General features: G+C 65.6%; 20 protein-coding genes. 9 read left to right on the top strand and 11 right to left on the bottom strand.

The genetic code is table 11. The features are described from left to right. Nucleotides 1–107 precede the first annotated feature (107 nt). Complete coding sequence (locus tag R4P95_RS15705) at nt 108–734, bottom strand: IMPACT family protein (RefSeq protein WP_213576800.1); 627 nt, start codon at nt 732–734, stop codon at nt 108–110. A 126-nt stretch (nt 735–860) separates the two neighbouring features. Here R4P95_RS15705 and R4P95_RS15700 point away from each other — a divergent pair, with 126 nt between their 5' ends. The 4 genes from R4P95_RS15700 (at nt 861) to purH (ending at nt 5,888) form a co-directional block, all read left to right on the top strand. Next, complete coding sequence (locus R4P95_RS15700; protein ID WP_317746017.1) at nt 861–1,967, top strand: DUF5336 domain-containing protein; 1,107 nt, start codon at nt 861–863, stop codon at nt 1,965–1,967. A 114-nt stretch (nt 1,968–2,081) separates the two neighbouring features. Continuing rightward, nucleotides 2,082–3,602, top strand: a complete 1,521-nt coding sequence (locus R4P95_RS15695; RefSeq protein ID WP_213577764.1) for a DUF6350 family protein — start codon at nt 2,082–2,084, stop codon at nt 3,600–3,602. A 53-nt stretch (nt 3,603–3,655) separates the two neighbouring features. Continuing rightward, a complete protein-coding gene (purN, locus tag R4P95_RS15690; RefSeq protein ID WP_213576802.1) occupies nt 3,656–4,339 on the top strand; it encodes a phosphoribosylglycinamide formyltransferase in 684 nt (227 codons plus the stop codon). Further along, the gene (purH, locus tag R4P95_RS15685) at nt 4,332–5,888 is read left to right on the top strand and encodes a bifunctional phosphoribosylaminoimidazolecarboxamide formyltransferase/IMP cyclohydrolase (RefSeq protein WP_159924919.1); all 1,557 of its coding nucleotides are present in this window, start codon (nt 4,332–4,334) and stop codon (nt 5,886–5,888) included. The genes purN and purH overlap by 8 nt, the downstream gene beginning before the upstream one ends. Before the next feature lie 55 nt (nt 5,889–5,943). Here the strand turns inward: purH and R4P95_RS15680 are convergent, their stop codons facing one another. Next, nucleotides 5,944–6,177: a hypothetical protein gene (locus R4P95_RS15680; RefSeq protein WP_159924921.1), complete on the bottom strand. Its 234-nt coding sequence runs from the start codon at nt 6,175–6,177 to the stop codon at nt 5,944–5,946. A 483-nt stretch (nt 6,178–6,660) separates the two neighbouring features. Here R4P95_RS15680 and R4P95_RS15675 point away from each other — a divergent pair, with 483 nt between their 5' ends. Continuing rightward, a complete protein-coding gene (locus tag R4P95_RS15675; protein ID WP_317746018.1) occupies nt 6,661–7,872 on the top strand; it encodes an N-acetylmuramoyl-L-alanine amidase in 1,212 nt (403 codons plus the stop codon). Here R4P95_RS15675 and R4P95_RS15670 read toward each other — a convergent pair whose 3' ends face one another. After that, nucleotides 7,873–8,841: an alpha/beta fold hydrolase gene (locus R4P95_RS15670; RefSeq protein WP_213576804.1), complete on the bottom strand. Its 969-nt coding sequence runs from the start codon at nt 8,839–8,841 to the stop codon at nt 7,873–7,875. Nucleotides 8,842–9,031: 190 nt separating this feature from the next. On the opposite strand from R4P95_RS15670, the gene R4P95_RS15665 reads away from it, so the two are divergent. The 3 genes from R4P95_RS15665 to R4P95_RS15655 all read left to right on the top strand — a co-directional run bounded on the left by R4P95_RS15665 (nt 9,032) and on the right by R4P95_RS15655 (nt 12,784). Beyond that, nucleotides 9,032–9,349 (top strand): hypothetical protein, encoded by a 318-nt coding sequence (locus tag R4P95_RS15665; RefSeq protein WP_213576805.1) that lies wholly within the window; start codon nt 9,032–9,034, stop codon nt 9,347–9,349. Nucleotides 9,350–9,425: 76 nt separating this feature from the next. Then, a complete protein-coding gene (locus R4P95_RS15660; RefSeq protein ID WP_109335301.1) occupies nt 9,426–10,811 on the top strand; it encodes an ATP-binding protein in 1,386 nt (461 codons plus the stop codon). After that, complete coding sequence (locus R4P95_RS15655) at nt 10,811–12,784, top strand: VWA domain-containing protein (RefSeq protein WP_317746019.1); 1,974 nt, start codon at nt 10,811–10,813, stop codon at nt 12,782–12,784. Before R4P95_RS15660 ends, R4P95_RS15655 begins: the two co-directional genes overlap by 1 nt. Before the next feature lie 53 nt (nt 12,785–12,837). Here R4P95_RS15655 and R4P95_RS15650 read toward each other — a convergent pair whose 3' ends face one another. From R4P95_RS15650 to R4P95_RS15635, 4 genes are all read right to left on the bottom strand, one after another. Continuing rightward, nucleotides 12,838–16,317: a protein kinase domain-containing protein gene (locus R4P95_RS15650; RefSeq protein ID WP_317753850.1), complete on the bottom strand. Its 3,480-nt coding sequence runs from the start codon at nt 16,315–16,317 to the stop codon at nt 12,838–12,840. 142 nt (nt 16,318–16,459) lie between these two features. Further along, a complete protein-coding gene (locus tag R4P95_RS15645; RefSeq protein WP_317746021.1) occupies nt 16,460–17,245 on the bottom strand; it encodes a hypothetical protein in 786 nt (261 codons plus the stop codon). A gap of 189 nt (nt 17,246–17,434) precedes the next feature. Beyond that, a complete protein-coding gene (locus tag R4P95_RS15640; RefSeq protein WP_213576808.1) occupies nt 17,435–18,817 on the bottom strand; it encodes an L-serine ammonia-lyase in 1,383 nt (460 codons plus the stop codon). Nucleotides 18,818–18,889: 72 nt separating this feature from the next. After that, complete coding sequence (locus R4P95_RS15635) at nt 18,890–19,303, bottom strand: glycine cleavage system protein H (protein WP_213576809.1); 414 nt, start codon at nt 19,301–19,303, stop codon at nt 18,890–18,892. Between the two features lie 500 nt (nt 19,304–19,803). Here R4P95_RS15635 and pabB point away from each other — a divergent pair, with 500 nt between their 5' ends. Beyond that, nucleotides 19,804–21,894 carry an aminodeoxychorismate synthase component I gene (gene pabB, locus R4P95_RS15630; RefSeq protein WP_317746022.1) on the top strand — a complete coding sequence of 697 codons (2,091 nt, stop codon included), beginning with the start codon at nt 19,804–19,806 and terminating at the stop codon, nt 21,892–21,894. A gap of 100 nt (nt 21,895–21,994) precedes the next feature. On the opposite strand, the gene folP is transcribed toward pabB, so the two are convergent. The 4 genes from folP to R4P95_RS15610 all read right to left on the bottom strand — a co-directional run bounded on the left by folP (nt 21,995) and on the right by R4P95_RS15610 (nt 26,660). Beyond that, nucleotides 21,995–22,861, bottom strand: a complete 867-nt coding sequence (folP, locus tag R4P95_RS15625; protein ID WP_213576811.1) for a dihydropteroate synthase — start codon at nt 22,859–22,861, stop codon at nt 21,995–21,997. A gap of 73 nt (nt 22,862–22,934) precedes the next feature. Next, nucleotides 22,935–23,528, bottom strand: a complete 594-nt coding sequence (locus tag R4P95_RS15620) for a sarcosine oxidase subunit gamma (RefSeq protein ID WP_317746023.1) — start codon at nt 23,526–23,528, stop codon at nt 22,935–22,937. Next, nucleotides 23,521–26,385, bottom strand: coding sequence for a 2Fe-2S iron-sulfur cluster-binding protein (locus R4P95_RS15615; RefSeq protein ID WP_317746024.1), 2,865 nt, complete (start codon nt 26,383–26,385; stop codon nt 23,521–23,523). Before R4P95_RS15615 ends, R4P95_RS15620 begins: the two co-directional genes overlap by 8 nt. Further along, complete coding sequence (locus R4P95_RS15610; protein ID WP_317746025.1) at nt 26,382–26,660, bottom strand: sarcosine oxidase subunit delta; 279 nt, start codon at nt 26,658–26,660, stop codon at nt 26,382–26,384. Before R4P95_RS15610 ends, R4P95_RS15615 begins: the two co-directional genes overlap by 4 nt. Between the last annotated feature and the right edge of the window lie 8 nt (nt 26,661–26,668).

The raw sequence follows: 26,668 nt of genomic DNA, 5'->3' as shown, positions 1-26,668 counted from the left end.
GGGGCGCGCGCTGGCGTGACAGGGCAGGCGCGCCGGCCCCGGGGTGGGGGGCCCCGCCCGGGGGGGGGGGCGCGTCGACCAGACCCGCTAAACCCCCGCACGGGCCGCTAGGCGTCTATCCAGATCTCTCCGGCCGGATGTAGTGTTCCCGCGCCTGCCGTGACTTCCGCGACCAGCTTCGCCAAGTCCTCCGAATCGCGAGCCGCGAGCGTGAGTACAGCCTCTTCGCCGTACGTCGTCTCCACGACCACCACGCCGCGCATCCGCAGTTCCGACTCCACCCGACCCGCATCTGCATGACGAGTTGCCAGCGTGTGAAGTTGTCGACGCTCCCGTGCCACGAGGCGTGACGCGTCGATCGCCGCGGCCACCGCGCCCGAATACGCGCGGACCAGCCCGCCCGCCCCCAGTTTGATTCCGCCGAAGTATCGCGTGACCACCACTGCGACGTCGACGAGGTCCCGTGTTCGCAGGACCTGCAGCATGGGTATCCCCGCCGTTCCGCCGGGTTCTCCGTCGTCACTCGAACGCTCGAGCCGTTCACTGGGTCCGTTCCCGACAATGTAGGCGAAACAATGATGCCGCGCATCGGGATACGCGCGGCGCTGCGACTGCACGAAATCCTGTGCCGATTCTGCATCCTCCACTCGCCGCAGGGCTGCGATGAAGCGGGAATGCTTGATCTCTGTTTCGACGGTGAGATCGGTAGCGCGGGGAGCGAGCGTGTACGGCATCGACCCATTGTCTCCCGCGTCATTCCCGGCGGTGTGGGCCGCTACCGAGGGCAGTGACCGACGGGTATACGTAGGCTAGCGTCGGAAGAGCGCACGCAGACGACCACTTGTCGACGAGGAGAAGTCATGACGTTCCCGCCCGGCGGACCGAGCTACGGTCCGCCCGCGCAACAGAATGCAGCGCAGGAGAATACAGGGGGAGATTCCAAAGGCCTGGGCTTTTTCCTCCTGATCGGTGTCGCCGTCCTCGGGTTGCTGAACCTGCTGTTCGGGTTCGCCCCGTACGTCACCGTCGTCAGCGAACCGCTCAATTCCTTCGAGGCGGGGTCGCACGGTCTCGGGCTGCTGTTCCTCGGCGGTCTGCTGGCTGCGGTATCTCTTCTCCCCAAACAGAACTATGCGGGTGCCGCGGCGGCGGCGTCCATCTCCGGCTGGGTTCTCGCCCTGCTCATCTTCCTCAACTTCGACGCCGATTCGGGTTGGGGCGCCATCTTGATCCTCGTGCTGGGCTTCATCCAGTCGGCACTGGCGGTCGCTGCGCTGCTGTTCGACATCGGCATCGTGAAGCAGCCGGTCCGCAGTCCTTCGGCCGCTGGTGCTTTCGGCCAGTCCGGGCAGGGCGGCTACGGCCAGGGCGGGCAACAGTCCTACGGGCAGCCGTCGCAGGGCTACGGTCAGCAGCCTTCACAGGGGTACAGCGGTCCGCAGGGCTTCGGTCCGCAGGGCGGTCAGCCGCAGCCGGGATACGGGCAGTCGGGTCAGTCTCCGTACGGCCAGCAGGGCTTCGGCCCGCAGGGCCAGTCCGGTCAGCAGCAGCCCGGTCAGCAGCAGCCCGGTCAGCAGCAGCCCGGCCAGACGCAGTCTTCGCCAGGCCAGTCCGGTTACGGTCAGGGCTACGGGCAGCAGCAGGGCTATGGGGCAGGGTCGGCGCCGTACGACGCTCCGACGACTTCATATCAGCAGCCGCAGTACCAGGGGTATTCGCAGCCGGGTGCAACCCCCGCCTCGCAGTACCCGACGGGACCGGCGGGCACCAGTTACGGTTCGGCCCAGCACGCCGCTCCTGCCTACGGCGCACAGTCCGGATCGTCGCCGGTAGAGCGCACCCTGGAGTACGGCGAGCAGTCGCGTTCCGAGTCGCAGCATGCCGACTCGGGTGAGTCGTCCGAGTCCGAGGGCCCCGGTGCCCCGACCCAGGCCTTCGACACCCGTTCCGACCGGGACGACAAGTAACGGGACAGAACCAAGCAGATGGCCTTCGACCGCCCATGGTCGGAGGCCACTTCTGTGCGGCGCGCCTGACCGCGGTCGCGGCGCCGAGGTGCCACTCTCGAGGGGATGAGTTCTTTGGTTGATCGTGTTCAGCGCAGGGCCGCACGAGGTGATGAGCGGCGATCCGCTGAAACTGGGCGGGGTCCGCAGGCCCGGGTGCCGGACCCCGACGAGGCGTGGGCGTTGCTGGCGGTGGCGTTCCGGCCGGCCGCGGTGACGATCGTTCTGCTGTCGGCGTTGATCGTGGTCACGCTGGTCGCCGCGAACAGCGACCTGACCGGGACGTTCGGCGCGATCGCTGCGTCGTGGCTGGCGATTCACCAGGTTCCGGTCACCGTCGACGGCACCGTGCTCGGTGTCCTTCCGTTGATCCCGACCGCGGGCATGGTGTGGGCTGTCGCCCGCGGGTGCGCCGGGGCCGTCGACGTGGCGTCGTCGCGCCGCCGGGTTCTCCGAGTCGTGGGAGCCGCGGTGTGCGGCCCCTTGGTCATCACCGCGATCAGCCTGGCGGTAATCGCGGACGCATCGGCGGTCATCGCGTTGTGGCCACCGAATACTCTCGCCGCGTTCGGCTGGGTGTTGTTCGTGCACCTGCTGGCCGCCGGGCTCGGGGTTGCGGTCACGATGGGGCCGACGTGGTCTGCGGATCTTCCGGCATGGGCGCGGAACGCGGTGCGGCCGGGACTGCGCGCGGCGACGGCGATTGTCGGTGCAGGTGCCGCTCTGGTCACCGTGTCGTTGCTGGTGGAGTGGTCGACGGTCGGTGGGCTGCTCGAGCGGGGCGACGGTGTGGTGGGCCTCCTCGGGCTGACCGTGCTCTCGGTGCTGTACCTGCCCAACGTCGTGATCGGTGCGGCGGCCGCCGCGATGGGCGGCACGGCGGACATCGGGGACGTGTCGGTGAGTGTGTTCGGGAATGTGGGCGGCTCGCTGCCTCCGTTGCCGGTACTCGGCGCCGTTCCGGACGGCGCTGCGGGCGGTGCCTGGCCCGCTCTGCTGATGATTCCCCTGCTGATCGGTGTCATGCTCGGCCGCGACTCCGGGCGGCGCGTGGCCGGGCAGGAAGCTCTGTTCACGGTGTTGGCCGCGGCCGCGGGTGTGGGTGTGGTGACCGCGATTCTCGGTCTGGTCGCCGGTGGTGAGCTGGGGGCCTTCGGCACCGTCCGGATCACGTGGTGGGTGTTCGGCGGACTGACATTCGCCTGGCTGGGATTCGTCGGAGTGATCACCGCGGTCGTCATCGCGTGGTTCCGCGGGCGGGGCGCTGACGACGACGCGGACGAGGCCTCGACCGACGAGGAGGAACCCCATCTCCCGGGTGAGGAAGAGGTGCCCGCCATCGCCGCTCCCGTTCCCGATGCATCTCCCATCCCGGCGGGTAAAGCTCCGGGCAGGGTCATCGAGGCGGAGCTCGTGGAGGACCCGGAGACACCGGCAGGCGCCGCGGCACCCGAGGACGACGAGGCCCAGGCCGAGGTCGTGGTGGACGCCGAGGTGGAGGAAGACCCGGCGACTACGGGATCGGATGCGTCCGGCGAAGCGGATCACGGAGCTGAAGGCGACCTGCCCCGAGGGTCCGCAACCCCCAGCGACTAGGCTCTTGCTCGGTCGACGATGTGACCGCCCGTTCGATTTCACCAGCCTTTCGATTGTTCAGGAGTAGAGCGCTGACTTCCTCGCGTGACCACCTGAGGCCGACGGCGGCGACCGGGACGTCATCGACGGCACCGGCCCGGGTCGTCGTACTCGCATCCGGTGCCGGCACCCTGCTGAGGTCGCTCATCGACTCCTCCCGGACCGGCGGATATCCCGCTGACGTCGTGGCGGTCGGCGTCGACCGGAACTGTGACGCGATCCACCACGCGGAGGCAGCCGGAATTCCCCACTTCCGCGTGAGCCTGCGCGACCACCCGGACCGTGCGTCGTGGGACAAGGCACTCACCGAGGCTGTCGCGGCACACGAGCCGTCGCTGGTGGTGTCGGCGGGCTTCATGAAAATCCTCGGCCCGGCCTTCCTCGACCGGTTCGGTGGCCGCATCATCAACACCCACCCCGCGCTGCTGCCCGCCTTCCCCGGTGCGCACGCCGTGCCCGATGCGCTGGCGTACGGCGTCAAGGTGTCAGGGTCGACGGTGCACCTCGTGGATGCCGGTGTCGACACCGGCCCGATTCTCGCGCAGGAACCCGTGCCCGTGCTCGACGGCGACGACGAGTCGACCCTGCACGAGCGAATCAAGACTGTGGAGCGACGGTTGTTGGCGGATGTCATCGCCGCCGTCGCCACCCGTGGAGTTGTATCCGATGGACGAAAGGCCGTGATCCCCAGTGAGTGAACGCAAGGCTGTGCGCCGAGCGCTCGTCAGCGTCTACGACAAGACCGGTCTGGTCGAGCTGGCTACCGGCCTGCACAAGGCGGGTGTCGAATTGGTGTCGACCGGGTCGACGGCCGCGAAGATTGCCGACGCCGGTATTCCGGTGACGCCGGTCGAGGCGCTCACGGGGTTCCCCGAGTGCCTCGAAGGACGGGTCAAGACCCTGCACCCGCGGGTGCACGCCGGTGTGCTCGCCGACACCCGTAAGCCGGAGCATCTCGCCCAGCTCGACGAACTCGGCATCGAGGCGTTCCAGTTGGTGGTGGTGAACCTCTACCCCTTCACCCAGACGGTCGCCTCGGGTGCAACTCCCGACGAGTGCGTCGAGCAGATCGACATCGGCGGTCCGTCGATGGTCCGCGCTGCCGCGAAGAACCACCCGTCGGTTGCGGTCGTCGTCGATCCCGCCCGTTACGAGGACGTGCTCGCGGCGGTTGACGGCGGCGGTTTCACGCTCGGTGAGCGGACCGCTCTCGCCGCTCAGGCATTCCAGCACACCGCGTCGTACGACGTCGCCGTGGCGAGCTGGATGACGTCCACGCTGGTCGACAGTGGTGACTCGCAGTTCCCCGAGTGGGCCGGTGCGACGTGGGACCGTTCGGCGGTGCTCCGTTACGGCGAGAACCCGCACCAGGCCGCCGCGCTGTACGTGAATCCCGCCGCTTCCGCAGGCCTCGCTCAGGCGGAGCAACTGCACGGCAAGGAAATGTCGTACAACAACTACACCGACGGGGACGCCGCTTGGCGTGCCGCTTACGACTTCAGCGATCCCGCGGTCGCGATCATCAAGCATGCGAATCCGTGTGGCATCGCGGTCGGCGGCGACATCGCCGAGGCGCACCGTAAGGCGCACGCGTGTGATCCGGTGAGCGCATACGGCGGCGTGATTGCTGCCAACCGTGAGGTCACCGTGGAGATGGCGGAGCAGGTTGCCGAGATCTTCACCGAGGTGATCATCGCGCCGTCGTACGCAGACGGAGCACTCGGTGTGTTGCAGCGGAAGAAGAACGTTCGCGTGCTCCTCGCGAAGGCGCCGAACCCCACCGGGATCGAGCTGCGTCCGGTGTCAGGGGGAGCGCTGCTCCAGGAACGGGACGTCCTCGACGCCGAAGGTGACAACCCCGCCAACTGGACTCTCGCGGTCGGAGACGCTGCCGACGAGCAGACCTTGAAAGATCTCGAGTTCGCTTGGCGGGCTTGCCGTTCCGTGAAGTCCAATGCCATTCTGCTGGCCAGCGACGGTGCGTCGGTCGGCGTTGGAATGGGTCAGGTCAACCGTGTCGACTCAGCGCATCTGGCCGTGCAGCGTGCAGGCGACCGGGTCGTCGGGTCGGTGGGTGCGTCCGACGCGTTCTTCCCGTTCCCGGACGGCTTGCAGGTTCTCGCCAACGCAGGCGTCAAGGCTGTGGTGCAGCCGGGCGGTTCGGTCCGCGACAACGAGGTGATCGACGCCGCCAAGGAAGCCGGTATCACCATGTATCTCACGGGCGCGCGGCACTTCGCGCACTAGCGTTCGGCGCTTCGCGAACGGGCCTCGGCTTCCTGCCGTGGCCCGTTCGTGGTTGTCAGGCCGCTGCGGCTGCGTGTCCCCGGCCGGTGCCTTCGAGTGTGCGCGGCGAACCGGTGATGACCACGCGTGCGGCACCTCGGCTGCGGATCTCGCTGATCAGCTCGCCGAGGGTCGCTTCGTGTGCGGCGTCGCAGTGCGACAGGTCGAGCGTGACCGCGTATCCGGTGAGGTCGTCGGGCAGGCCTGGATACGGGGGCTCGGTGGACAGTTGGTTGATCCGAAGTTTCATGGAGTGCTCCTGCAGGTGAAGGGTAAAAGAAAAGGCACCCGAGGGGTTTGCCCTGGGTGCCCGAGAAGAACTGGATGGATTCTCGTCATTCTCGGGGTGCGCCGTACTTGGAGATGTGCTTGTCGGCGGTGCAGTGACGCCATGCGGGTACGGATGCGAAGAGCGCGTGAAGCTGCATCATGTCCGTACCTTTCTGCGTGACGTTGCTGGTTGGTAGATGACCGTACAGCACCGATCGAGGGTTGTGCACTTCCATTATCGGGTCCGCCGCGCTCACTGCCGAGCTGAGCAGCGATCTTTCGTGCAGAGTTGCCGTGCTGTTCACCTTCTCGCGATTCGCCGCTTCGGTCACAGGTTGCTCTCGATTCGGTTTCGAGCAGCACATTCGTTCGTTGCAGCTGCTTCACTCGGGGCTGATGTGACTCGTGTGGCACCTGTGGAAGGAGAGTGGCGCCCGCACTGCGACGTGCGCCCATCCCCGGTATGAACAGAACTGCAATCAAGGCCGGCCTCGGTGCCTGCGTCCTCGGCGCCTCCGTACTCATTCCCGCCCATGTCTCGGCGCAGCCGGAACCGGCGCCGACAGCGACCGGCACCGAACTCGCCGACCTCACCGTCTTCCTCGACCCCGGTCATCAAGGTTCGGACGAGGGGAACGACCTCACTCGGCAGGTCGACGACGGCAGAGGCGGCACCAAGGACTGCCAGACGAGTGGAATGACCTCACTGGGCGGGGTACCGGAGCACACGATCAACTGGAATGTGGCGCAGCTGGTGAAGAGCAGTCTCGAAACCTTGGGCGCGTCGGTGGTGCAGAGCAGGCAGAACGACACCGGCTGGGGCGGATGCGTCGACGAACGAGCGCGCGCGGCGAGCGAGTCGAACGCCGACGTGGCCGTGAGTATTCATGCCGACTCGACGGCGTCGGGTGAGGACGCCGGTAAACATGGCTTCCACATGATCGTCCCTACCCTGCCGATACCGGACGAGGCGGCGAACGCGGCCCAAAGCGGGGGCGGCCTCGAAGCATCGAAGATGATGCGCGACGCCTATGTTGCCGACGGGTTCGTCCCTGCCAATTACGCGGGGGTGATCGACGGCATCCAGACCCGCGCCGACGTGGCGGGACCGGCGCTTACGAAGGTTCCACTGGTGTTCGTCGAGATGGGTAACGGTTCCCATCCGGAGGACGCAGCCCAGCTCGAAAGTGCCGACGGTCAGTTGAAGCACGCGATCGCGATCACCACGGGCATCGTCACGTATCTGCTCACCGGATCGTCCGTAGGATCCGAACTCGACGCCGTACAGTCGGCTGCCGCTACCACGAAAGCGGACGCGACCACCACCACTGCGCCCTCGTCGTCAGGGTCGCCGACCACCACCACGACACCGAAGGCGCCATCGGCCGCGGCAGCGCAAGACCCGACCACGACGGCTGCCACAACCTCGGCATCTGCCACGACCACGACCACCAGTGCACCCAAGGCTGCGGCCCCGACGACCACGACACCGTCCGCACCGGCGCCGGCCGGGGAATCGACGGAACTGTCGCGGCTGCTCGAGACGCTGCGACCGCTTCTCGAAGTCGACGGAGTGGACGGTCTCGAGGATCTGGTGGACAACGAGAACCTGGGGCTCGTCTCCGATCTGGCCCGGACACTGATGGCGATGCTGAACGACGCCCGGTCGAACTGACTACAGGGTGGCCACCCAGGCGCTGAACGGCTCGGCGAACTCCGACGAATAGGGGAGGGGCTCGACGTAATCGGGGCCTGTGGACGGGCGGTTCCCGACGTCCTTGAGGACATGGCTGGCGTTCACCATGCGCACCGACGTGAGAGCAGTGTGCGCCAGTGCGGCATCGAGTCCATCGACATCGGCCAGCTGCACCTGGATATCCTTCGCCGAGCAGCTCGTCAGAACAGGGAAGCCGGCAGGGAGGCGGCCTGCGAGCGTTCGAGGGTCGAGTGCGTCCTCCTCGGCGAGGGCTTTCGCGTTGGCGTGGACCAGACCCGCGTTCTGCAGTGGCTCGGGCAGGTTGTCGGGGATCGTTCCGTCTGTGCGGAGCGACTCGACGGTGTCCGCCAGGGCAAGCCGGAGCTCGTCCGCCAGTTCCACCGGCAACTGCCCTGCGCCCACAACGGTGTCCAATTGGGCGGAAATCTGGGTCGTCAGCAGGTCGAGGAGGCGGACACTGAGCGGTTCCAGAAGTCCCACGGCACGGACCCGGTTCTCGCCGATGGCGGTGGCGAGCGCCAAGGCGACGAGTCCGCCGTCGCTGTGACCGATAACGATGAGCCTCGACGGGTCCACACCGGGTTGCGCCGCGAGGAAGTCCAGCCCCGCCGATGCGGCGTCGACGAACGTGGTGAATCCGAGGTCGCCGATCTCGTCCACCTCATAGGGGCCGAGAGCGGTTCTCCCGCTGCCGATCTTGTCGTAGCGCAGGCTCACGATGCCGTGCTGCTCGAGGAGATCGGCGAGAAAGCGGAGGGTTCCGATGTCGCCGGGGAGGAGGCCGCTGTCACCGTTTCGATCGGTGGGTCCGCTACCGGCGAGCAGGAGCGCCCCGGGTGCGGCCGCCCCGGTCGTGTGCTCGGGGGTGCGCAGGCTGCCGTAGTAGGTGACGGCACCGCTCTCGAACGTGATCTCGGCGTCAGGCATGGGGACTGTCTACCAGTTCCGTACGAACGGTCGCGAGGCGGAAGCGCACCGAGTTCCGTGAGGCGGAGCCGACCCCAGTTTCTCAGAGATGCAACACAGTCCTCACAAGAACGGCGAATAGCGTTCAGGTCAGCACATCCCCCGCCGGCGCTGCGCCGGATCGAGATCCGACTCCAGGAAGGTGCACGCCATGAACGTCGTACAGCTGAACACGGGTGGGTATGTCGCCGCCTTGTTGTCGCTCGATTTCGTCGACGGCGCCTTCCGCGGCGATGCCGTCGAGCGCATTCATCGCGGCGAGGTCGACGAATGGGCCTTCGCCCTGGCCCGTACCGGGTTGTTCGGGAACCGTGCCGTGGCCGAAGCGGTCCAGTCGTGGCGAGACGATCCGCGATCGCTGCTCGATGCCCTTCTCGCCGACGCGGACGAGGTGCTACGCAAACGTTACGACGTCGCCTGGCAGGCGCTGGACAGGGTGGCGACGGTCGGTTCGGCCGCGTACGCGTGACGCGGGTGTGACGAAATCTCGTCGCTTCGCCACGTCAAGGCGTGCCGATTGTCTCGAACACTCGTAGCTTGGAGTGGTGACGTCATCGCAACAGAGACCTTCCACACTCGGCGAGCTCCGTGAGTCGGGCCATGTTCAACGCACCGTCAAGGAAGAAATCCGCGAGAATCTGCTCGCGGCCCTGCGTGACGGACGTGATCCGTGGCCCGGCATCGTCGGGTTCGAGGAGACGGTGTCACCGCAACTCGAGCGTGCCCTGATCGCCGGGCACGACGTGGTGCTCCTCGGCGAACGTGGACAGGGCAAGACACGACTGCTCCGCACACTCAACCTGCTCCTCGACGAATGGACTCCGGTGATTGCCGGTTCCGAACTCGGGGAGCATCCCTATGAGCCCATCACCCCGGCCTCGATTCGTCGGGCACGCGAACTGGGTGACGCCCTACCCGTGCTGTGGCGGCATCGCAGCGAACGGTATTCGGAGAAACTCGCCACGCCCGACACCTCCGTGGCGGACCTCGTCGGTGACGTCGACCCCGTCAAGGTGGCGGAAGGCCGCAGCCTCGGCGACCCCGAGACCATTCATTTCGGATTGGTGCCCCGTGCTCACCGCGGCATCGTCGCCATCAACGAACTCCCCGACCTCGCCGAGCGCATCCAGGTGTCGCTGCTCAACGTGATGGAGGAGCGCGACATCCAGGTTCGCGGGTACACCCTGCGGCTTCCCCTGGATGTTCTGCTGGTGGCGAGTGCGAACCCGGAGGACTACACCAACCGTGGTCGCATCATCACTCCGCTCAAGGACCGGTTCGGCGCCGAAATCCGCACCCACTATCCGAACCATCTCGACGACGAGGTCGAGGTCATCCTTCAGGAAGCGCATCTCCTCGCCGAGGTGCCCGAGTATCTGCTCGAAATTCTGGCGCGCTTCACCCGCCTGCTGCGCGAGTCGACGTCGGTCGACCAGCGATCGGGTGTGTCCGCGCGATTCGCGGTGGCCGGGGCGGAGACGGTGAGTGCCGCGGCGGTCCATCGGGGAGCTGTTCTCGGAGAGGCGGACCCGGTCGCGCGGCCGGTGGACCTCGAGACCGTCGTCGACGTGCTCAGGGGCAAGGTCGAATTCGAGTCCGGTGAGGAAGGGCGGGAGATCGAGGTTCTCGAGCACCTGCTACGCCGGGCAACGGCCGACACCGTGCGGGCCAGGCTCGGCGGCATCGATCTGGCCCCGTTGGTCGCCGCAGTCGAACAGGGTGAGCCCGTCGTCACCGGTGAGCGCATTACCGCCAAGGTGCTTCTGAACGAGCTGCCCGAACTCGACGTCCTGGACGAACTGGCCGAGCGGCTCGGCGCCGAATCGGATGGGGAACGCGCCGCGGCCGCCGAGTTCGCGCTCGAGGGGCTGTACCTGGCGCGCCGGATCTCCAAAAACCCCGACATCAACGGCCAGACGGTGTATTCGTAATGACCCGCAAGACGGAGCGCGGGTCGCACAATGCGCGGTACGGGCCGTACGAAGGCGGTGATCCGCTTGCGCCGCCCGTCGACCTGAGGGAAGCCCTGGCCGCGATCGGTGACGACGTGCTGTCGGGCAGTTCGCCGCGTCAGGCGTTGCGGGAAATGCTCCGGCGTGGCAATCGCGATATGCGGGGACTCGACGACCTGGCAGCCGAGGCCAATCGACGCAGACGGGAACTGCTGAAACGAAACAATCTGAGCGGCACTCTCGAAGAAGTGCGGGAGCTCCTCGACCACGCTGTTCTCGAGGAACGCAAGGCGCTGGCCCGCGCACTCGACGACGACGCCCGGTTTGCGGAGATGCGGTTGGCGGAACTACCGCCGTCGACGGCGCAGGCAGTGCAGGAGTTGGCCGACTACGACTGGCGTAGCTCCGAGGCGCGCGCAGACTACGAGAAGATCCGGGATCTCCTCGGCCGGGAGGTGCTCGATCAGCGATTTGCGGGCATGAAGCAGGCCCTCGAAGGTGCGACGGAGGAAGACCGCGAACGCATTCGCGAGATGCTCACCGATCTCAACGACCTACTCGACAAGCATGCCCGCGGTGAGGATACGCAGGAACAATTCGACGACTTCATGAACAAGCACGGCGAGTACTTCCCCGAGAACCCGCGCAACGTCGAGGAGTTACTCGATTCGCTGGCACAGCGCGCAGCGGCCGCGCAGCGTCTCCGGAACTCGCTGTCGCAGGAACAACGCGACGAACTGGACGCGCTGGCCCAGCAGGCATTCGGCGACCCGTCCCTGATCGGACAATTGGATCGGCTCGATCAGCACTTGCAGGCGGCTCGGCCCGGCGAGGACTGGCAGGGCTCGCAACGGTTCCGCGGCGACCAGGGCATGGGACTGGGCGAGGGGACCGGTGCCCTGCAGGACATCGCGGAACTCGAATCGCTCGCCGAACAGCTGTCGCAGCAGTACGCCGGGGCGGCACTGGACGACATCGACGCGGAGGCACTGGCCCGGCAACTCGGTGACGAGGCGGCCGCGGACGCGCGGACCCTGGCAGACCTCGAGAAGGCGTTGCGTGATCAGGGTTTCTTCGACCGCGGTGCCGATGGTCAATGGAGGCTGTCCCCGAAGGCGATGCGGCAACTCGGGCAGACGGCGCTACGGGATGTGGCACAACAGCTGTCCTCACGTGGGGGACAGCGGGAAACCCGGCGGGCGGGCGCTATGGGTGAGCCGACGGGAGCGTCCCGAGAATGGGCGTTCGGGGACACCGAGCCGTGGAACGTGACCCGCACGATGACCAACGCCGTGCTGAGGGCGGCGGCCGAGGTGTCGGACCGACCCCGTGTCCCGGTCCGGTTGTCCGTCTCCGACGTTGAGGTGATGGAAACCGAGCAGCGGTCGCAGGCGGCGGTAGCGCTGCTCGTGGACACCTCCTTCTCGATGGTGATGGAAGGCCGATGGGTGCCCATGAAGCGCACCGCGCTGGCACTGAATCATCTGATCAGCACGCGTTTCCGCAGCGACGAGCTGCAGCTGATCTCGTTCGGCCGTCACGCGCAGGTGCTGACGCCGTCGGAACTGGCGGGCTTGGACGGCGCCTGGGATCAGGGTACGAATCTGCACCATGCGCTGTTGCTCGCGGCGCGACATCTGCGTCGGCACCCGAATGCGCAGCCGGTTGTCCTGATCGTCACAGACGGCGAGCCGACGGCGCACCTCGAGCCGGACGGGTTCGCGTACTTCGACTACCCGCCGAGCGCGCGCACGCTGGGCCTCACTGTGCGCGAACTCGACACCCTCGCTCGGCTCGGTGCCCGTGTGACGTTCTTCCGGCTCGGCGACGACCCCGGCCTGGCGCGAGTGGTGGATCGCATGGCCGAACGCGTCGGGGGACGGGTGGTCGCCCCCGGCCTGGACGGTCTCGGCGCGGCGGTCGTGAGCGACTTCATGCGGCGCAGGCGCTGAGTGCGGCTCCGCCGCCCGTGAGTACTTGTTAACCGCGGGCGGTTGACAAGTACTCACGGGCGTGTCAGCGCACTGTGGAGCACGTTGTCTATGAAGGGCAGCGACACGTCCGGATGCATGGCAGCCCCGCCCTCGTTCAACTGCTCACGCAATTCTCTGAGAACCGACACGACATGGGGTCCGCCGTCGAGGAGGAAGCGTATCAACCCGTGCCGCTCACATTGGGCCACAACAGGAATCAGCGTCTGCTGGGCCTCATCCTTCCGGCCGGCCGCCCGGAGGCAGGCTGCCAGCAGCCGAGTGGCTCCGAGTCGCGCAAGCTCACGTCCGGTTCCGGCGAGTGCATGTACCCAATTCTCGGCCAGATCGCATGCGAGGCTGAGCTGCTCAGGATCACCGCTGCGAAGCAACAGCAAGATCGTGGCCTCGTTCTCCATCTCGGCGGTGACCCGTTCGATTCCGTCTGCAGGCTCCTGACGTGATCGGCGGGTGAGGGGTACGACACCGGAGCGAGGCGGATACCCCAGTCGGGCACGTTCACAGTCCACCGCAGCCCGCAGCCGGGGAAGAGAGTATTTGTTGGCGGTTCGGATGCCTTCATCGAGCTGGGCGACCGCGCTGTCATGGTCGCCGCGTATCGACCTGATCCGGGCACTCGCGCAGTAGTGCCGGATCATGAAGTCCGACGAGCCACCCAGTGCCGCTGCGTCGCTGGTTTCGTCCAGTAATTCTTCAGCCTCGTCGATTCGGTCTTGCTGGTAGAGATCCTCGGCGAGCAGCACGCGGGTGAGTCGCGCGTGCTGGGATTGGGTGTTGCCGGCGTCCCGTACGAGATTGAATGCTCGGTGATACAACTCGCTCGCCCCAGCGATGTCGAGTTGTTCGGCTCGGGCCATACCGGCGAAACAGTATCCGTAGGCAACGGCGTAGGGTCCGGTGGCCTTCTGGTGGTATGGGGTCGCCCACACTTGCCTGTCGTAGGCATCACTGAATCGAAACTCGTAGGTATCGACGATGGTGTCGATGAGTGCCGCCATCGACACGACGAAGGGGTGGTGCTCGTGGGCATGGGCCAGGCAGTGAGCGACGAGATCTTTGACACCGGCTGCGCGGTCAGCGGTGATGGTGGTATCAGCCTGCAGGACATCGGCTTCCACCCTCAGTTGGGCGAGTTGGTCGTCGGGGAGGTCGAGTGTGTTCAGGAGTTCGAGCGTCCGGTGTCGGGCCTTCGTTGCGACGTCGAGTTGCTGTAGTTCAGTGTTCGCCCAGCCGATCGTCAGCTGCAGGCGCGGACTGGACAACACCAGATCGGGCGGCAGCTTGGCAATCAGGCCGAGGAGCGTGGACATCTGGGACCGATCGAGTAAGTACAAGCTGTCGTTCTCGAGCAGTCGGACTGCTGCAGTTCGGTCACCGGCAGCAAGGGTGTGATCGAGCGCCTCGCCGAGTAGGTGCCGCTCACGGAACCACGAGGCCGCCCTGCGATGCAGTGCCGCGATCCGATCCGGATGGTCACGTTCGAGGCGCTGCCGCAGAATCTGCGCAAACAGGTGGTGGTAGCGGTACCATCTGCGGTCCTCCACTGTTCGGGTGAGAAAGAGGTCGCGGGCGACGACCTGATCGAGCTTCGCCGTCCCATCGGGGACGCCTGTGAGAGCTGAAGCCAGTTCTCCGCAGACCCGGTCCGGTACTGCGGTCGCGAGGATGAAGTCGAGGAAGTCGGGCTCGAGGGCGTCGAGCACGTTCTCGGCGAGATACTCGCCGAGTGCGTCGGTCCCGGCGCGCAATTGGCCCAACAAGGTCTCCGGGCCCTCGGATTCCCGCAGCGACAGCGATGCCAGCTGTAGCGCCGCGATCCATCCATCCGTCGAGGCTCGCAATTCCTCGACATCGGAATCGGTCGGAGGTATCTGCATTCGGTCGGTGAAAAACTGCCTTGACTCGGAAGAATCGAAACCCAGTGCTGCGGAGTCGATTTCCAGTAGTTCGTCGCGAACCCGCATACGGCTGAGCGGTAACCCCGACCGGGTACGGCTGGCCACGATGATCTGAAGGTGGTGGCAGGCGTTGTCGAGAAGAAACTCCATCACCGCGATGGATTCGGGCGCGGAGACCCGATGCCAGTCGTCGATCACGGCGACGAGCGGTTCCCCGCTCTCGTGTAGTCGGTTGATCAGGGAAGTGAGCACGAAACGTTCAGTTGCTTGCCCCTGTTCTTCGAGTGATTGACCGAGATCACCGACCAACTCGGCGCGAACCCTCTGGATCGCTTCGACTAGATGCGACAGAAACCAGACCACATTGTCATCGTCACGGTCGACGGTCAGCCATGCCACTGACACTCCCTGGGAAACGAGTTCCTCCCGCCACTGTGCAACCAGGCTGCTCTTGCCGAATCCTGCCGGTCCGTGGACGAGGGTGAGTCTGCGGCCCTGGCCGGCGCGCAGTGTGTCGAGCAAGCGGTGGCGCCACACCAGTTTTCGGGACGTCGTGGGTGGACGAAACTTGGTCAGCGGGGAAGGGGGCGTTCGTGGCGCTTGCAACCTGTAGGGGCGCGGACGAGACCGTGGTGCGGCGTCTGGAGGTCGCCATTGTGCCGTTCCGGTGGACTCCGCGCCTCTGTCCGGGAGAGGGGAACGTTGCGGTGGTACCTGCATTCGATCGACAGCCAAGTCATGCCTGCGCTCCACGGCGCGAAGTTCGTTGCCGAAATCGGCGGCGCTGTCGAACCGATTCTCCACGGCACGGGCCATCGCCCGTTCCAACGTCGCGCATACGTCCTCTGGTATTCCGGACTCTCGCAGATCCGGGATCGGCTGCGAGGAGATACGGAGGAACTGGGCAACGACTTGTTCACCACTGAGTCGCTCGAACGCGGCGTGCCCGGTGAGCGCGCAAAACAGAGTCGATCCGAGACTGTATACGTCTGACGCGGCGGTCGGCGGTCGGCCTTCGAGAACCTCGGGCGCGGTGAAGGCGGGGGACCCGGTGATCGACCCAGAGGCGGTTTCGAAGCCTCCGGAAACTCGTGCGATACCGAAGTCTGTCAGCTGCGGCTCGTCGTACTCGGTCAGCAGGATATTCGCTGGTTTGACATCCCGGTGCAAGGTACCGGCTCGGTGGGCGGTCTCGAGAGCGCCGGCGATCTTTATCCCGAGCCGAACGGTCGGTTCCCATCCGATCGGGCCGGTACTCCGAATCTGCGCGTCCAAAGATCCGTGCTCATGATAGGGCATGACCAGAAAGGGGCGGTTGCTCCGCGTAACCCCTACTTGATACAGGTCGACGATGTTGGGATGTCCGGACATCCGACCCATTGCTCGTTGTTCGCGCACGAAGCGGGCGAGGTTCTCGTGGTCGAGTTCTGTTGTCAGGACTTTGACGGCGACCGTGCGGTCTACCGCTTCGTGGAGGCAGCGGTAAACGACCCCGAACCCGCCCCGTCCGATCTCCACAGCGTCGTCGAAGCCAGCGGCAGACAGCTCGGCCGCGATATCCGGCTCGCGCCGAGTGGCCCACCGGTCGTCCGCCATTGGCATACACCACCTCTACGCTCTCCCCAGAATAGTCCGCGCATCCTCACGGCGACGCGAAGTAGTGGGACAGAGCGAATGGAAAATGAACGCTGCAGAGTGTCCAGCGGGGGGTGCGCACCGTTGTCGGTGACCAATGAAGTCACAGCGTGGTCGGCGCGGCGACCCCGGCGGTGACGGCGCAGAGGCGATCGGGTTGGCTCGTCGCTGTTGCCTGCGAAGTCGCACGCTCCGAGAGGTCTACCGGCGTGGTTTCCATGTCGTTACGGGCCCGACACCAGGGGGCGATCAGAGTCTCGTAATGGACCCGATTGAAGTCGGCCGTGCCGACCAGGTCAGCCAGTGCGACTGCCGCTGCCGCGTCGCGCACCGCGGCCGCCGTATCAGCGCAGAGGCGGTCATCGAGACGAACGGTGGCGTCGTCCATGTACTCGCGTTCCCAGGCAGCATCCTGTGCGCGGTACCAACTCTTGATTCGTCCGGCTTCCCAGGCCGCATCACGGGCAGCGATCCATGCGCTGAGTCGTCGGTGACTGCCGACCAGACTCTCGGTGCGGGTCAGTGAGTGAAAGTCGCTGTGCAAAATTTCGGCGACGTCAATGGCGTGCCGGATGACCTGTCGCCAGTTCGGTCCGAAGGCGTGGTTGCACGCATCTTCGGTGACCTCGAACTGATCGAGAATCATCAGCGCCTCGTCGACAACGTCGACATGCAGGTAGTAATCACCGGGCAGCCCGCACCGGCGCAGCAGCTGGAACGCGACGAATGCTTCGCCACGAACGGCGGCGCAATGGATGAGAACACCGAGGATCGAGATTCGCAGCTCCGGTGCATAAGTTTCCCGAGGGGGGACCGGATACCGGCGGACGAACTGCGCGGCTCGCGCTGGGAGGAGCCGGAGCTCGTCGGTGACCACATTCTCCAGCATCACAAGCATCCTTCTTTCCAGGGAATCTCCTCGGCACGACCGAAGAACCTGGTTACTCGAACTGACAATCCTCACTGGTTCGGCGCTGTACCCCGGAAACCACTACGAGTCGCGCCGCGGGGACCCACTCGGCTCCAGTGGTGGGCTAGTGCGGCACCGTGTGTGCATTGTGCAGTGTCGACAACGGTGTCAGCACTCGACGTAGTTGACAGGGACGTTGACCGCGAGCCCACCGGTAGAGGTTTCTTTGTACTTCGAGAGCATGTCGGCGCCGGTCGAGCGCATCGTCTCGATCACCTGGTCGAGGCTGACTCGGTGAGTACCGTCGCCGCGCAGCGCCATCCGCGCAGCGTTGATGGCCTTACCCGCAGAAATGGCGTTACGTTCGATGCACGGGATCTGGACCAAGCCCTCGATGGGATCACAGGTCAACCCAAGGCTATGTTCCATTGCGATCTCGGCCGCATTCTCGACTTGCTCTGGGGTGCCGCCGAGGATTTCGGCCAGACCGGCCGCCGCCATGGATGCGGCGGAGCCCACCTCCCCCTGACAACCGACCTCGGCGCCGGAAATGGAGGCCCGTTCCTTGTACAGGGAGCCGATGGCCCCGGCAGTGAGCAGGAACTGAATCGCGGTCTTGTCGGGGTCTGCCCTGCCGGCCGGGGTGTAGTGCACGGCGTAGTGCAAGACAGCGGGGATGATTCCGGCCGCCCCATTGGTGGGAGCTGTGACGATGCGGCCACCGGAGGCGTTCTCCTCGTTGATCGCAAGGGCGACGAGGTTGACCCAGTCTTCGGCGAATTCTGGTGAACGATTCGGGTCTTCTCGGTCCAGTCGCAGAAACCAGTCGCGGGCGCGCCGGCGAACCCTCAGTGCACCCGGCAAATACCCGTCGCGCGAGATACCACGCTGCTCGCACTCGACCATCACATCTCGGATGTGGAGCAACTGTTCGTGTATTTCGAGGGTGGACCGTGATTCGTGCTCGATCGAGAGCATGAGGTCGCTGATGCTGCACTCGTAGCGGTCGCAGAGTTCGAGAAGTTCTTTCGCAGATCCGTAATTCAAGCCGCCAGCCGGCGTGGTGGTGGTTTCGATGCTTTCGGCCTCGGTGACGACGAAGCCACCGCCCACCGAGAAGTAGGTCTCCTTGTGTAGTTCGACGTTTCCGTCGGCGTAGGCGGTAAGTGTCATTCCGTTGGGATGGAAGGGCAGGACGGTCAACGGACGCAGGATGATCTCGTCCTCGGCGAGCGCGATGTCGCGGGATCCGCCGAGTGAGATGTGGCGGGTGCTGCGCATGATCTCGAGCCGGCTTTCCATCTCGTCGGTCTCGATATCTTCGGGACGGTACCCCTCGAGTCCGAGCAGGACCGCGGACATCGTGCCGTGTCCGGCACCGGTTGCCGCGAGTGAACCGTACAGGTCTACCTTCACGTCGACGACGTCGTCGAATGCTCCGAGGGTGTGCAGGTCGGAGATGAATCGTGCGGCGGCTCGCATGGGACCGACGGTGTGCGAACTCGACGGGCCGACACCGACGGAGAATAGGTCGAACACGCTAATGGTCATGAAATCACAATCCTGTGTCTGTGCACCTCGAGGGCGCGCGGTGGAAGCAGGGACGGCAGCAGGAATGCGCGCTCATACCGCTTCGCTGAGCTCATCGGTGTATTGAGCGGGAGCGAGCAAGTCCTTCGTGGACGATGTGTGGAAGGGCAGGATGGCGAACAACCATCCCGCGTAGTGGGGGTCGCGAGCTACTAGCTGGGGATCCTCGATCGCAGCGATATTGGTCAGCGTGACCAGGCCACTGAGGGGAGCGTACATCGTGACCACCGTCCGCGACGACGACCAGATCAACGCACACGGAGCGCCGGCGTTCACTGTGCTCCGCACTGCGGGAAGGTCGAGTCCCACGACATCGAGACCATCGAGAGCGGTTGCAGTGATGCCCGCTCTCAAGGGATAGTCCGACAGGGCTTCTCCCGGTGTAAGCGCCAACCAGCTGTGCGATGAGGTGTACATCCGACCTGTGGGCAACTGCATATCTCCCATGGCATTTCCTTCGCATATCGGCGTGGAGGGCGATGCTTGGCCGGCGCAATTCGCCGCAGGCGGAAGCTTTGCCGGCGGGGCCATCGAGATCGACGTGCCGACGCGCTGGCTTCCCCGGTTCGTACACTCTGCAGCGTTGACCCGAACGTGGACGTCGCTCACCGCACCTCCCGTAGGTACCTGTTGATCACCTGACCGGACAAAAACAGACGATTGATATATCAGTGATGGACATCACGGTAGATCAGAACTCGGTGGTGGTCAAGTATCGTCTGACGGCTTCCCTGGGCGGCTGGAAGCCGGATGCCTGAGCCGACTTCGGCGATCCGGGTGAGTAGCTCGAAGAGGCAATCGGTTGCTGCGGTAAGGGATGCCGCGGTCCGGTACAGGGAAGCCGGTCCGAGCTCGCTCGAGGCAGATTGATATATCAGTCTCAGGCAAAATGGTATACTAGAGCGAATGGGTAGCTGAGATAGCAGGCGCACCGAGGAGATCTGTAGATGGTCAGAACCCTGTTGATAGATAACCACGATTCGTTCACCTACAACCTCTTCGAATTGCTCACCGCGGTCAACGGTGTGTGTCCGACGGTAGTGACGAATGATGTGTCGTGGGAGTCGATCGATTTCACGGCCTTCGACAACGCGGTGATCTCTCCCGGTCCGGGCACGCCGACCAGCATTGCCGACTTCGGTATCAGTGCTCGTGTCATCGCTGAATCGGGGCTGCCGGTGCTCGGGGTTTGCCTGGGGCATCAAGGATTGTGCGCGTTGTTCGAGGCTCGCATTGCTCGTGCCCCAGAGCCCATGCACGGCAGGCTCTCCTCCATCGTGCATACCGGCGAAGACCTTTTCCGCGGGCTTCCTTCGCCGATGAATGTGGTTCGCTATCACTCGCTCGTCGCAGTGGAACTGTCGGAAGAGCTCGAGGTGCTGGCAACGACTTCTGACGGACTGGTCATGGCCGTGCGGCACCGAAGCAGGCCACTATGGGGTGTCCAATTCCATCCGGAATCGATCTCGAGTGAATACGGACGGGAGTTATTGGCCAACTTCCGGGATCTCAGTGTCCCTGCCGCGGTGCACGTTCACAGGCCCGGCCCAGCTCTCGAACGACGGCCACTGCCTGGTACTCGGCATCCTTGCCTCGTCGTCGACCACCGTCGGCTGGACCGATATCCGGACGCTGCGCAGCTTTTCGACAGTCTCTTCGGCGGTCGATCGGGCACCTTCTGGCTCGATGGCAGTGTCAAATCGGATCTCGCTTCCCGGTTTACCATCATGGGCGACTGCTCAGGACCGTACGGCGAGTACATCACCTACGACCTGAACACATCGACTGTCAACGTCAGCCGCAGTAATCTTCGCGACGAGCAGATTTCGGCATCCATCTTCGACTACCTCGAAGCGCAGCTTCGCCTTCGGGCCGTGGAACCGAACCCCGCGCTTCCCTTCGATTTCCATCTTGGCTATGTCGGCTACCTCGGGTACGAGCTGAAAGGAGAAACGGGCGGCGTGCGGGCCCATACCTCCCCGCACCCCGATGCGGCGTTGGTCTTTGCCGACCGAGCTGTGGTGATCGATCACGAACAAAGATGTACCTACACGCTCGCATTGAGCCCGACACCGAATGATCGGCGCAGCGAAGCTTGGTTCGCCACGGTCGGCGACGCACTGGAGGATCAGGAGGAGGTCGACGACCGGGATGACCCGCCGATTGTCTTCGCACGTCCGACGGGCGCGGAATTCGAACTACGGCACGGCGAGATGGCATACCGTGCTCTGATCGACGAGTGCCTAGAACTGATCCGGGCCGGTGAGACGTACGAAGTGTGCCTGACCAACACGGCAACCGTCGATGCTGGTGTCGGGCCGCGCCGAATCTTCTCTAACATCCTGCGCTTCAATCCGGTGCCGCACGCCGCGCTTCTCTGTTTGCGTGATCTCTCGGTCGTCAGTGCGTCCCCGGAGCAGTTCCTGCGTGTCAGGGCAGACCGGTCGGCGGAGTCGAAACCGATCAAGGGGACCCGTCCGCGCGGTGCCACCGTCGACGAGGACACGGCCCTGATGCATTCCCTCGCCCTGAGCGAGAAAGACCAGGCTGAGAACCTGATGATCGTCGACCTGGTACGCAACGATCTGTCGAGGGTGTGTGCGCCGGGCACAGTGCACGTACCAATCCTGTTCGGAATCGAGACGTATGCGTCGGTTCATCAGATGGTTTCCACCGTACGGGGTGTGCTTCGCACTGATGTCCATGTCATCGACGCGATACGTGCCTTGTTTCCTGCCGGATCGATGACCGGAGCCCCCAAAATCAGGACGATGGGGATCATCGACGAACTCGAAAGCGGTGCGCGCGGGGTGTACTCCGGTGCAATCGGATACATTTCATTGTCGGGAACCGCGGACCTGTCGGTAGCGATCCGAACGATGGTGGTTACCGATGCGCACGTTCAATTCGGCGTCGGCGGCGCAATTACCGCACTCTCCGATCAGATGGAGGAGTATGAGGAGACCCTGGTCAAGGCGGCCTCATCGTGCAAAGTACTCGAAGTCGACGATCGTACGACTATCAGCACGGGAAGGTGATCTGTGTGGCCATGGCCATGGCCGCGGCTTGCGGACCAGGCGACAGAAGCCTCGGATCAACTCACTTCTCCCGCGTACTCGGGCGGCGCCCAGTGGAATGTCAACGTCGCACCGTGGCGCCGCGCACACAGGCGAGTACAGCAACGGCATCGACGGTCGCTGCGACGTCGTGGACACGCAGGACGGCGGCTCCGTTCTGCGCGGCGATCATGGCTGCGGCAACCGAGGCGGCCTGACGGTGGTCGACGCCGCGGCCGGTGATGGTGCCCAGCATGCCTTTGCGAGACAGTCCGGCCATCACGGGAACACCGAGGTCGGTGATCTGTCGGAGCTCGGACAATAGCGCGAGATTGTGGGTGAGGGTTTTACCGAATCCGAAGCCCGGGTCGACCATGATGTGCTCGAGGGGAATTCCCGCATCGAGGCAAGTGGCGACACGGTCGAGGAGGAACCCGCGCACCTCGGTCACGACGTCGCCGTACTCCGGCGAATTCTGCATCGTGTCGGGATCGCCGCGCATGTGCATCAGGCACACGGGCACGTCCAGCTCGGCGGCGGCGCGCAGGGCGCCCGGAAGTCGCAGGGCGCGAACATCGTTGATCAGCGACGCGCCCGCCGCGACTGCCTCGCGCATCACGTCGGGTCTCGACGTGTCGACGGAGATCGGAACCGTTGTGCGTCTGGCGAGTTCCGCGACGACGGGGATCACGCGCGTGATCTCGTCGGCGACGGACGGCGGACGGGATCCGGGGCGTGTCGATTCGCCCCCGACGTCGAGGAGTTCGGCGCCTTCGGCGACCAGAGTCAAGGCGTGTTCGACCGCGGCAGCGGTGTCGAGGTACAGGCCGCCGTCGGAGAACGAATCCGGGGTCACGTTGACGATGCCGCAGACCAGGGGAACATCGCGTGCGAGAGCATCGAGCAGTCGGTCGGTGCGGGTGGCGGTGAGCGTCGGGGACGTAACCATCCGGGCACTCCTTCACGAAGGGAACACCGGTCCGGTGGACGGGGTCATGCGTCCACCGGACCGATGCTGTCATTTACACGGGAACGATGCCGAATTCTTCGGCGGCGTCGATCAGCCATTCCGCGAGGTACCGGGCGAACGACGACCGCACGAGGATCCGGTAGTCGGTGCCGGTGCTGTCGAGCGGGATCAGGACGACGCCGGCAAGAGCGAGCATCGTCTGGACCGCGGCGCCAGGCCCGAAGACCTTGGGGTGCAGGTCGATCGAGCAGCCTTTCGCGAGGACATCTCGGGCGTGGGTTCCGCGCAGGCGCAGGGTGGTGCGCTGTGCGGAGACGTCGATCGCGGCGCCACCGTGTGGGGTCACCGCGCCGCGGAGCTGAGCCTCGACCTCTTCGGGTGCCTGGGATCGGGTGGTGATCAGGAACTCGTCGGGGCCGAGCCAGATCGCGGTCGCTGCATCGCCCTCGATGCAGGTGGAGGGGGTAGTGGGCAGGTCCACCCCCAGTATGTTCGATGCCGCAGAGCCGCCCGGCCCGGCAGGGTCCACCCATAGGTCGACCATTGTGACGAACGGTTCCTCGGTGAGGCTCACCGATTCGGGGAGCTCGGAGAATTTCTGGTCCCAGCCGTGCAGGGGGCTGAGGGGGACGAGGGTGTCAGCCATCGCGACGTGCTCCTTCTGGATCAACGAGGACGGAGCTGGTGACCTCGACGGCGACCAGGTTTCCGTTCACCGGGACGTGCAGGGTGTCGCCGAGCCGGGCCCGCCCACCCTTGACGAGGGCGAGTCCGAACGGGCGGCCGAGTTCGGCGCTGAGGTAGCTCGACGTGACGTGGCCGAGCATCGGCACCGGCGGGGGCGGCAGGACGCCGTCGCGGATCTCTTCGATGATCTGCGCGCCCTCGGGCAGCACGGTTTGCTTGTCGAGGGGCAGCAGCCCGACGAACTGTTTGCGCAGCGGGTTCTGGTTCTCCTCACGGGAGAAGGAGCGCTTCCCGATGAAGTCGCGCTTCTTCTTCGACACGGCCCAGCTCATCCCGAGGTCCTGCGGAGTGACCGTGCCGTCGGTGTCCTGACCGATGATCGGGTACCCCTTCTCGGCGCGCAGCACGTGCATGGTTTCGGTGCCGTACGGGGTGATGTCGAACTTTTCGCCCGCGGCGATCAGTCGTGCCCAGACGGCGGGTGCGTGCCAGCCGTTGACGTTGACTTCGAAGGCGAGTTCGCCGGAGAAGCTGATCCGCGCGACCCGCACGTGGACGTCGCCGAGGGAGGTGTCGCGCCACGCCATGAACGGGAACGCGTCGTTGGTGACGTCGAGGTCGGGGAAGACCTCACCGATCACGTCGCGGGAGCGCGGTCCGACTACGGGGAACGTGGCCCACTGTTCGGTGACCGAGGTGAGCCGCACCCTCAGGTGGGGCCATTCCGTCTGCAGCCATTCCTCCATCCAGTCGAGGATCTTCGCGGCGCCGCCGGTGGTGGTGAAGACCTGGAACCGGTCGTCGTCCAGGCGCATCACGGTGCCGTCGTCGATGACCATGCCGTCGACGCCGCACATGACGCCGTAACGAACCATGCCGACCTTCAGTGTGCTCATCATGTTCGTGTAGACCATGTCGAGCAGCACCCCGGCGTCGGGACCCTGAACGTCGATCTTGCCGAGGGTCGAGCCGTCGAGGATGCCGATGCTGCGGCGCACGGCGGCGCATTCGCGCAGCACGGCGGCATCCATGTCCTCCCCGGGCAGCGGATAGTAGCGGGGACGCTTCCACTGGCCGACGTCCTCGAACACCGCGCCGCGTCCGACGTGCCAATCGTGCAGTGCCGTCACCCGTTCGGGGTCGAAGAGGGCGCCGCGGCTGCGGCCGGCGAGGGCGGCGAACGCGACCGGGGTGTACGGCGGTCGGAATGTGGTGGTGCCCAATGTCTCGATCGGCCTGCCGAGCAGTTCGGCCGTGATGCCGGAGGAGATCACCCCGGAGGTCTTGCCCTGATCGTGTGCGGTGCCGATGGTCGTGTAGCGCTTGATGTGCTCCATCGACGTCATCCCGGCACCGACCGCGCGGGCGAGGTCGGCGACCGTCGCGTCACGCTGCACGTCGACGAACTGGGTGTCCTCGCCGGCGGTGTCGGGCACCCGCCACAACACCAGGGGCGCCAAGCCACTGTCGTTCGCCGCATGACGGTCGACAGTATCGACATCGGTGACGGAGGCCGTGAACCCGAGATCGCGCACGGCAGCAGCACCCACGTGCTGGCCGTCGCGCAGGCACCCCTCCAGATCGAACACACCGTTCGCGGATCCGGTGACGGAGACTCCGTCAAGGGTCTCGCCGGGGACGAAGGCGCCCAGGTTGTCGTCGTAGCGGAGTTTGCCGCGGGCCTGGGAGAACAGGTGCACGGCCGGGTTCCAGCCGCCGCTGACGAGCAGGACGTCGCAGGCGAGGGGAACTGGGGTGCCGGTGTCCGCGCGTTGTGACACGACGGCGTGACTGATCCGGCCGTTGCCGCGGGTGCCGGACACCACCGACGCAGTGCGGATGGTGATGCCCCGCTTGTCGCATTCGGCCTGCCAGCGGGCGGGTGCCTGGTCGCGGGCATCGACGATCGCGTTGATGCGAACACCGGCGTCGTGCAGGTCGATCGCCGCTTCGTAGGCGCTGTCGTTGGTGGTGAACACGACGGCCTGCTCGCCGACCTTGACGCCGTAGCGGTGCAGGAAGGTGCGGGCACCGTGCGCGAGCATGATGCCGGGCCGATCGTTGTCGGTGAAGATGACGGGACGCTCGTGGGCGCCGGCCGCGACGACGATGTGCCGGGCCCGGATCCGCCACACGCGTTGCCGGCTCAGCGCGGTGGGGGCTTCGGCACCGAGATGGTCGGTGCGACGCTCGAGTGCGAGGACGAAACCGTCGTCGTAGTTTCCGAACGCGGTGGTGCGCTGCAGGTGCAGCACATCCGGGAAGGTGGCGAGCTCGGCGACCGCGGCGGCCACCCAGTCGAGGGCGGGGGCGCCGTCGATGAGGTCGGTGGACCCGAGCAGGTCTCCGCCGGCTTCGTTCTGCTCGTCGACGAGCACCACCCGCGCGCCCGCCCGGGCGGCGGTGAGCGCCGCGGCGAGACCCGCCGGGCCGGCGCCGGCGACCAGGACGTCGGTGTGGACGTGCGTGGCGTCGTATTTCGCCGAATCGGCGATCGTGGCAAGACGTCCCTGACCGGGGATGCCGCGGGCGACGAGGCCGTCGAACAACTCGATGGTGGTCGCGAGCAGCATCGGCTCGGGGAACGGCTCCTCGATCTGCACGAGGCCGCCGGTGTCCTCCGCCCACGCCGCGGTGATCCCGCGGGGCCGGCCGAGTTTGATGCTGGTGGTGATCTGGTGGACGCCGTTCGCGAGCAGGGCCGAACCGAGCGTGTCACCGGGGTGGCCGGTCAGTTCCCGGCCGTCGAACGTGAAGGTGTAGGAGGTGTCGCGGTCGAGGCGACCGCCCTGGCGGGTGCGGAAGGGTGCGTTCACGATATCGTCGGCTTCTGCTCGTCCAAGCGGTAGACGCTGTGGAATCGGTAGGTGGCGGTGTCACGTACGGCGTTGAACCAGCGCCGGCAGCCGACGCTGTGGTTCCACCGTTCCGCGAAAAGACCTTTCGGGTTCGCACGGAAGAACACGAAGTGTGCCCATTGTTCGTCGGTCAACGATTCGGGGTCTTCCGGGTACACGACGTGGGCTTCGCCGCCGTAGTGGAACTCGGTTTCCTCACGGGGTCCGCACCACGGGCATTCGATGAGTTGCATGGTGACTC

The sequence above is a fragment of the Rhodococcus sp. IEGM 27 genome (assembly GCF_033142305.1).
GTDB lineage: Bacteria > Actinomycetota > Actinomycetes > Mycobacteriales > Mycobacteriaceae > Rhodococcus_F > Rhodococcus_F oxybenzonivorans.
This window is presented reverse-complemented; position numbering and strand designations above follow the sequence as displayed.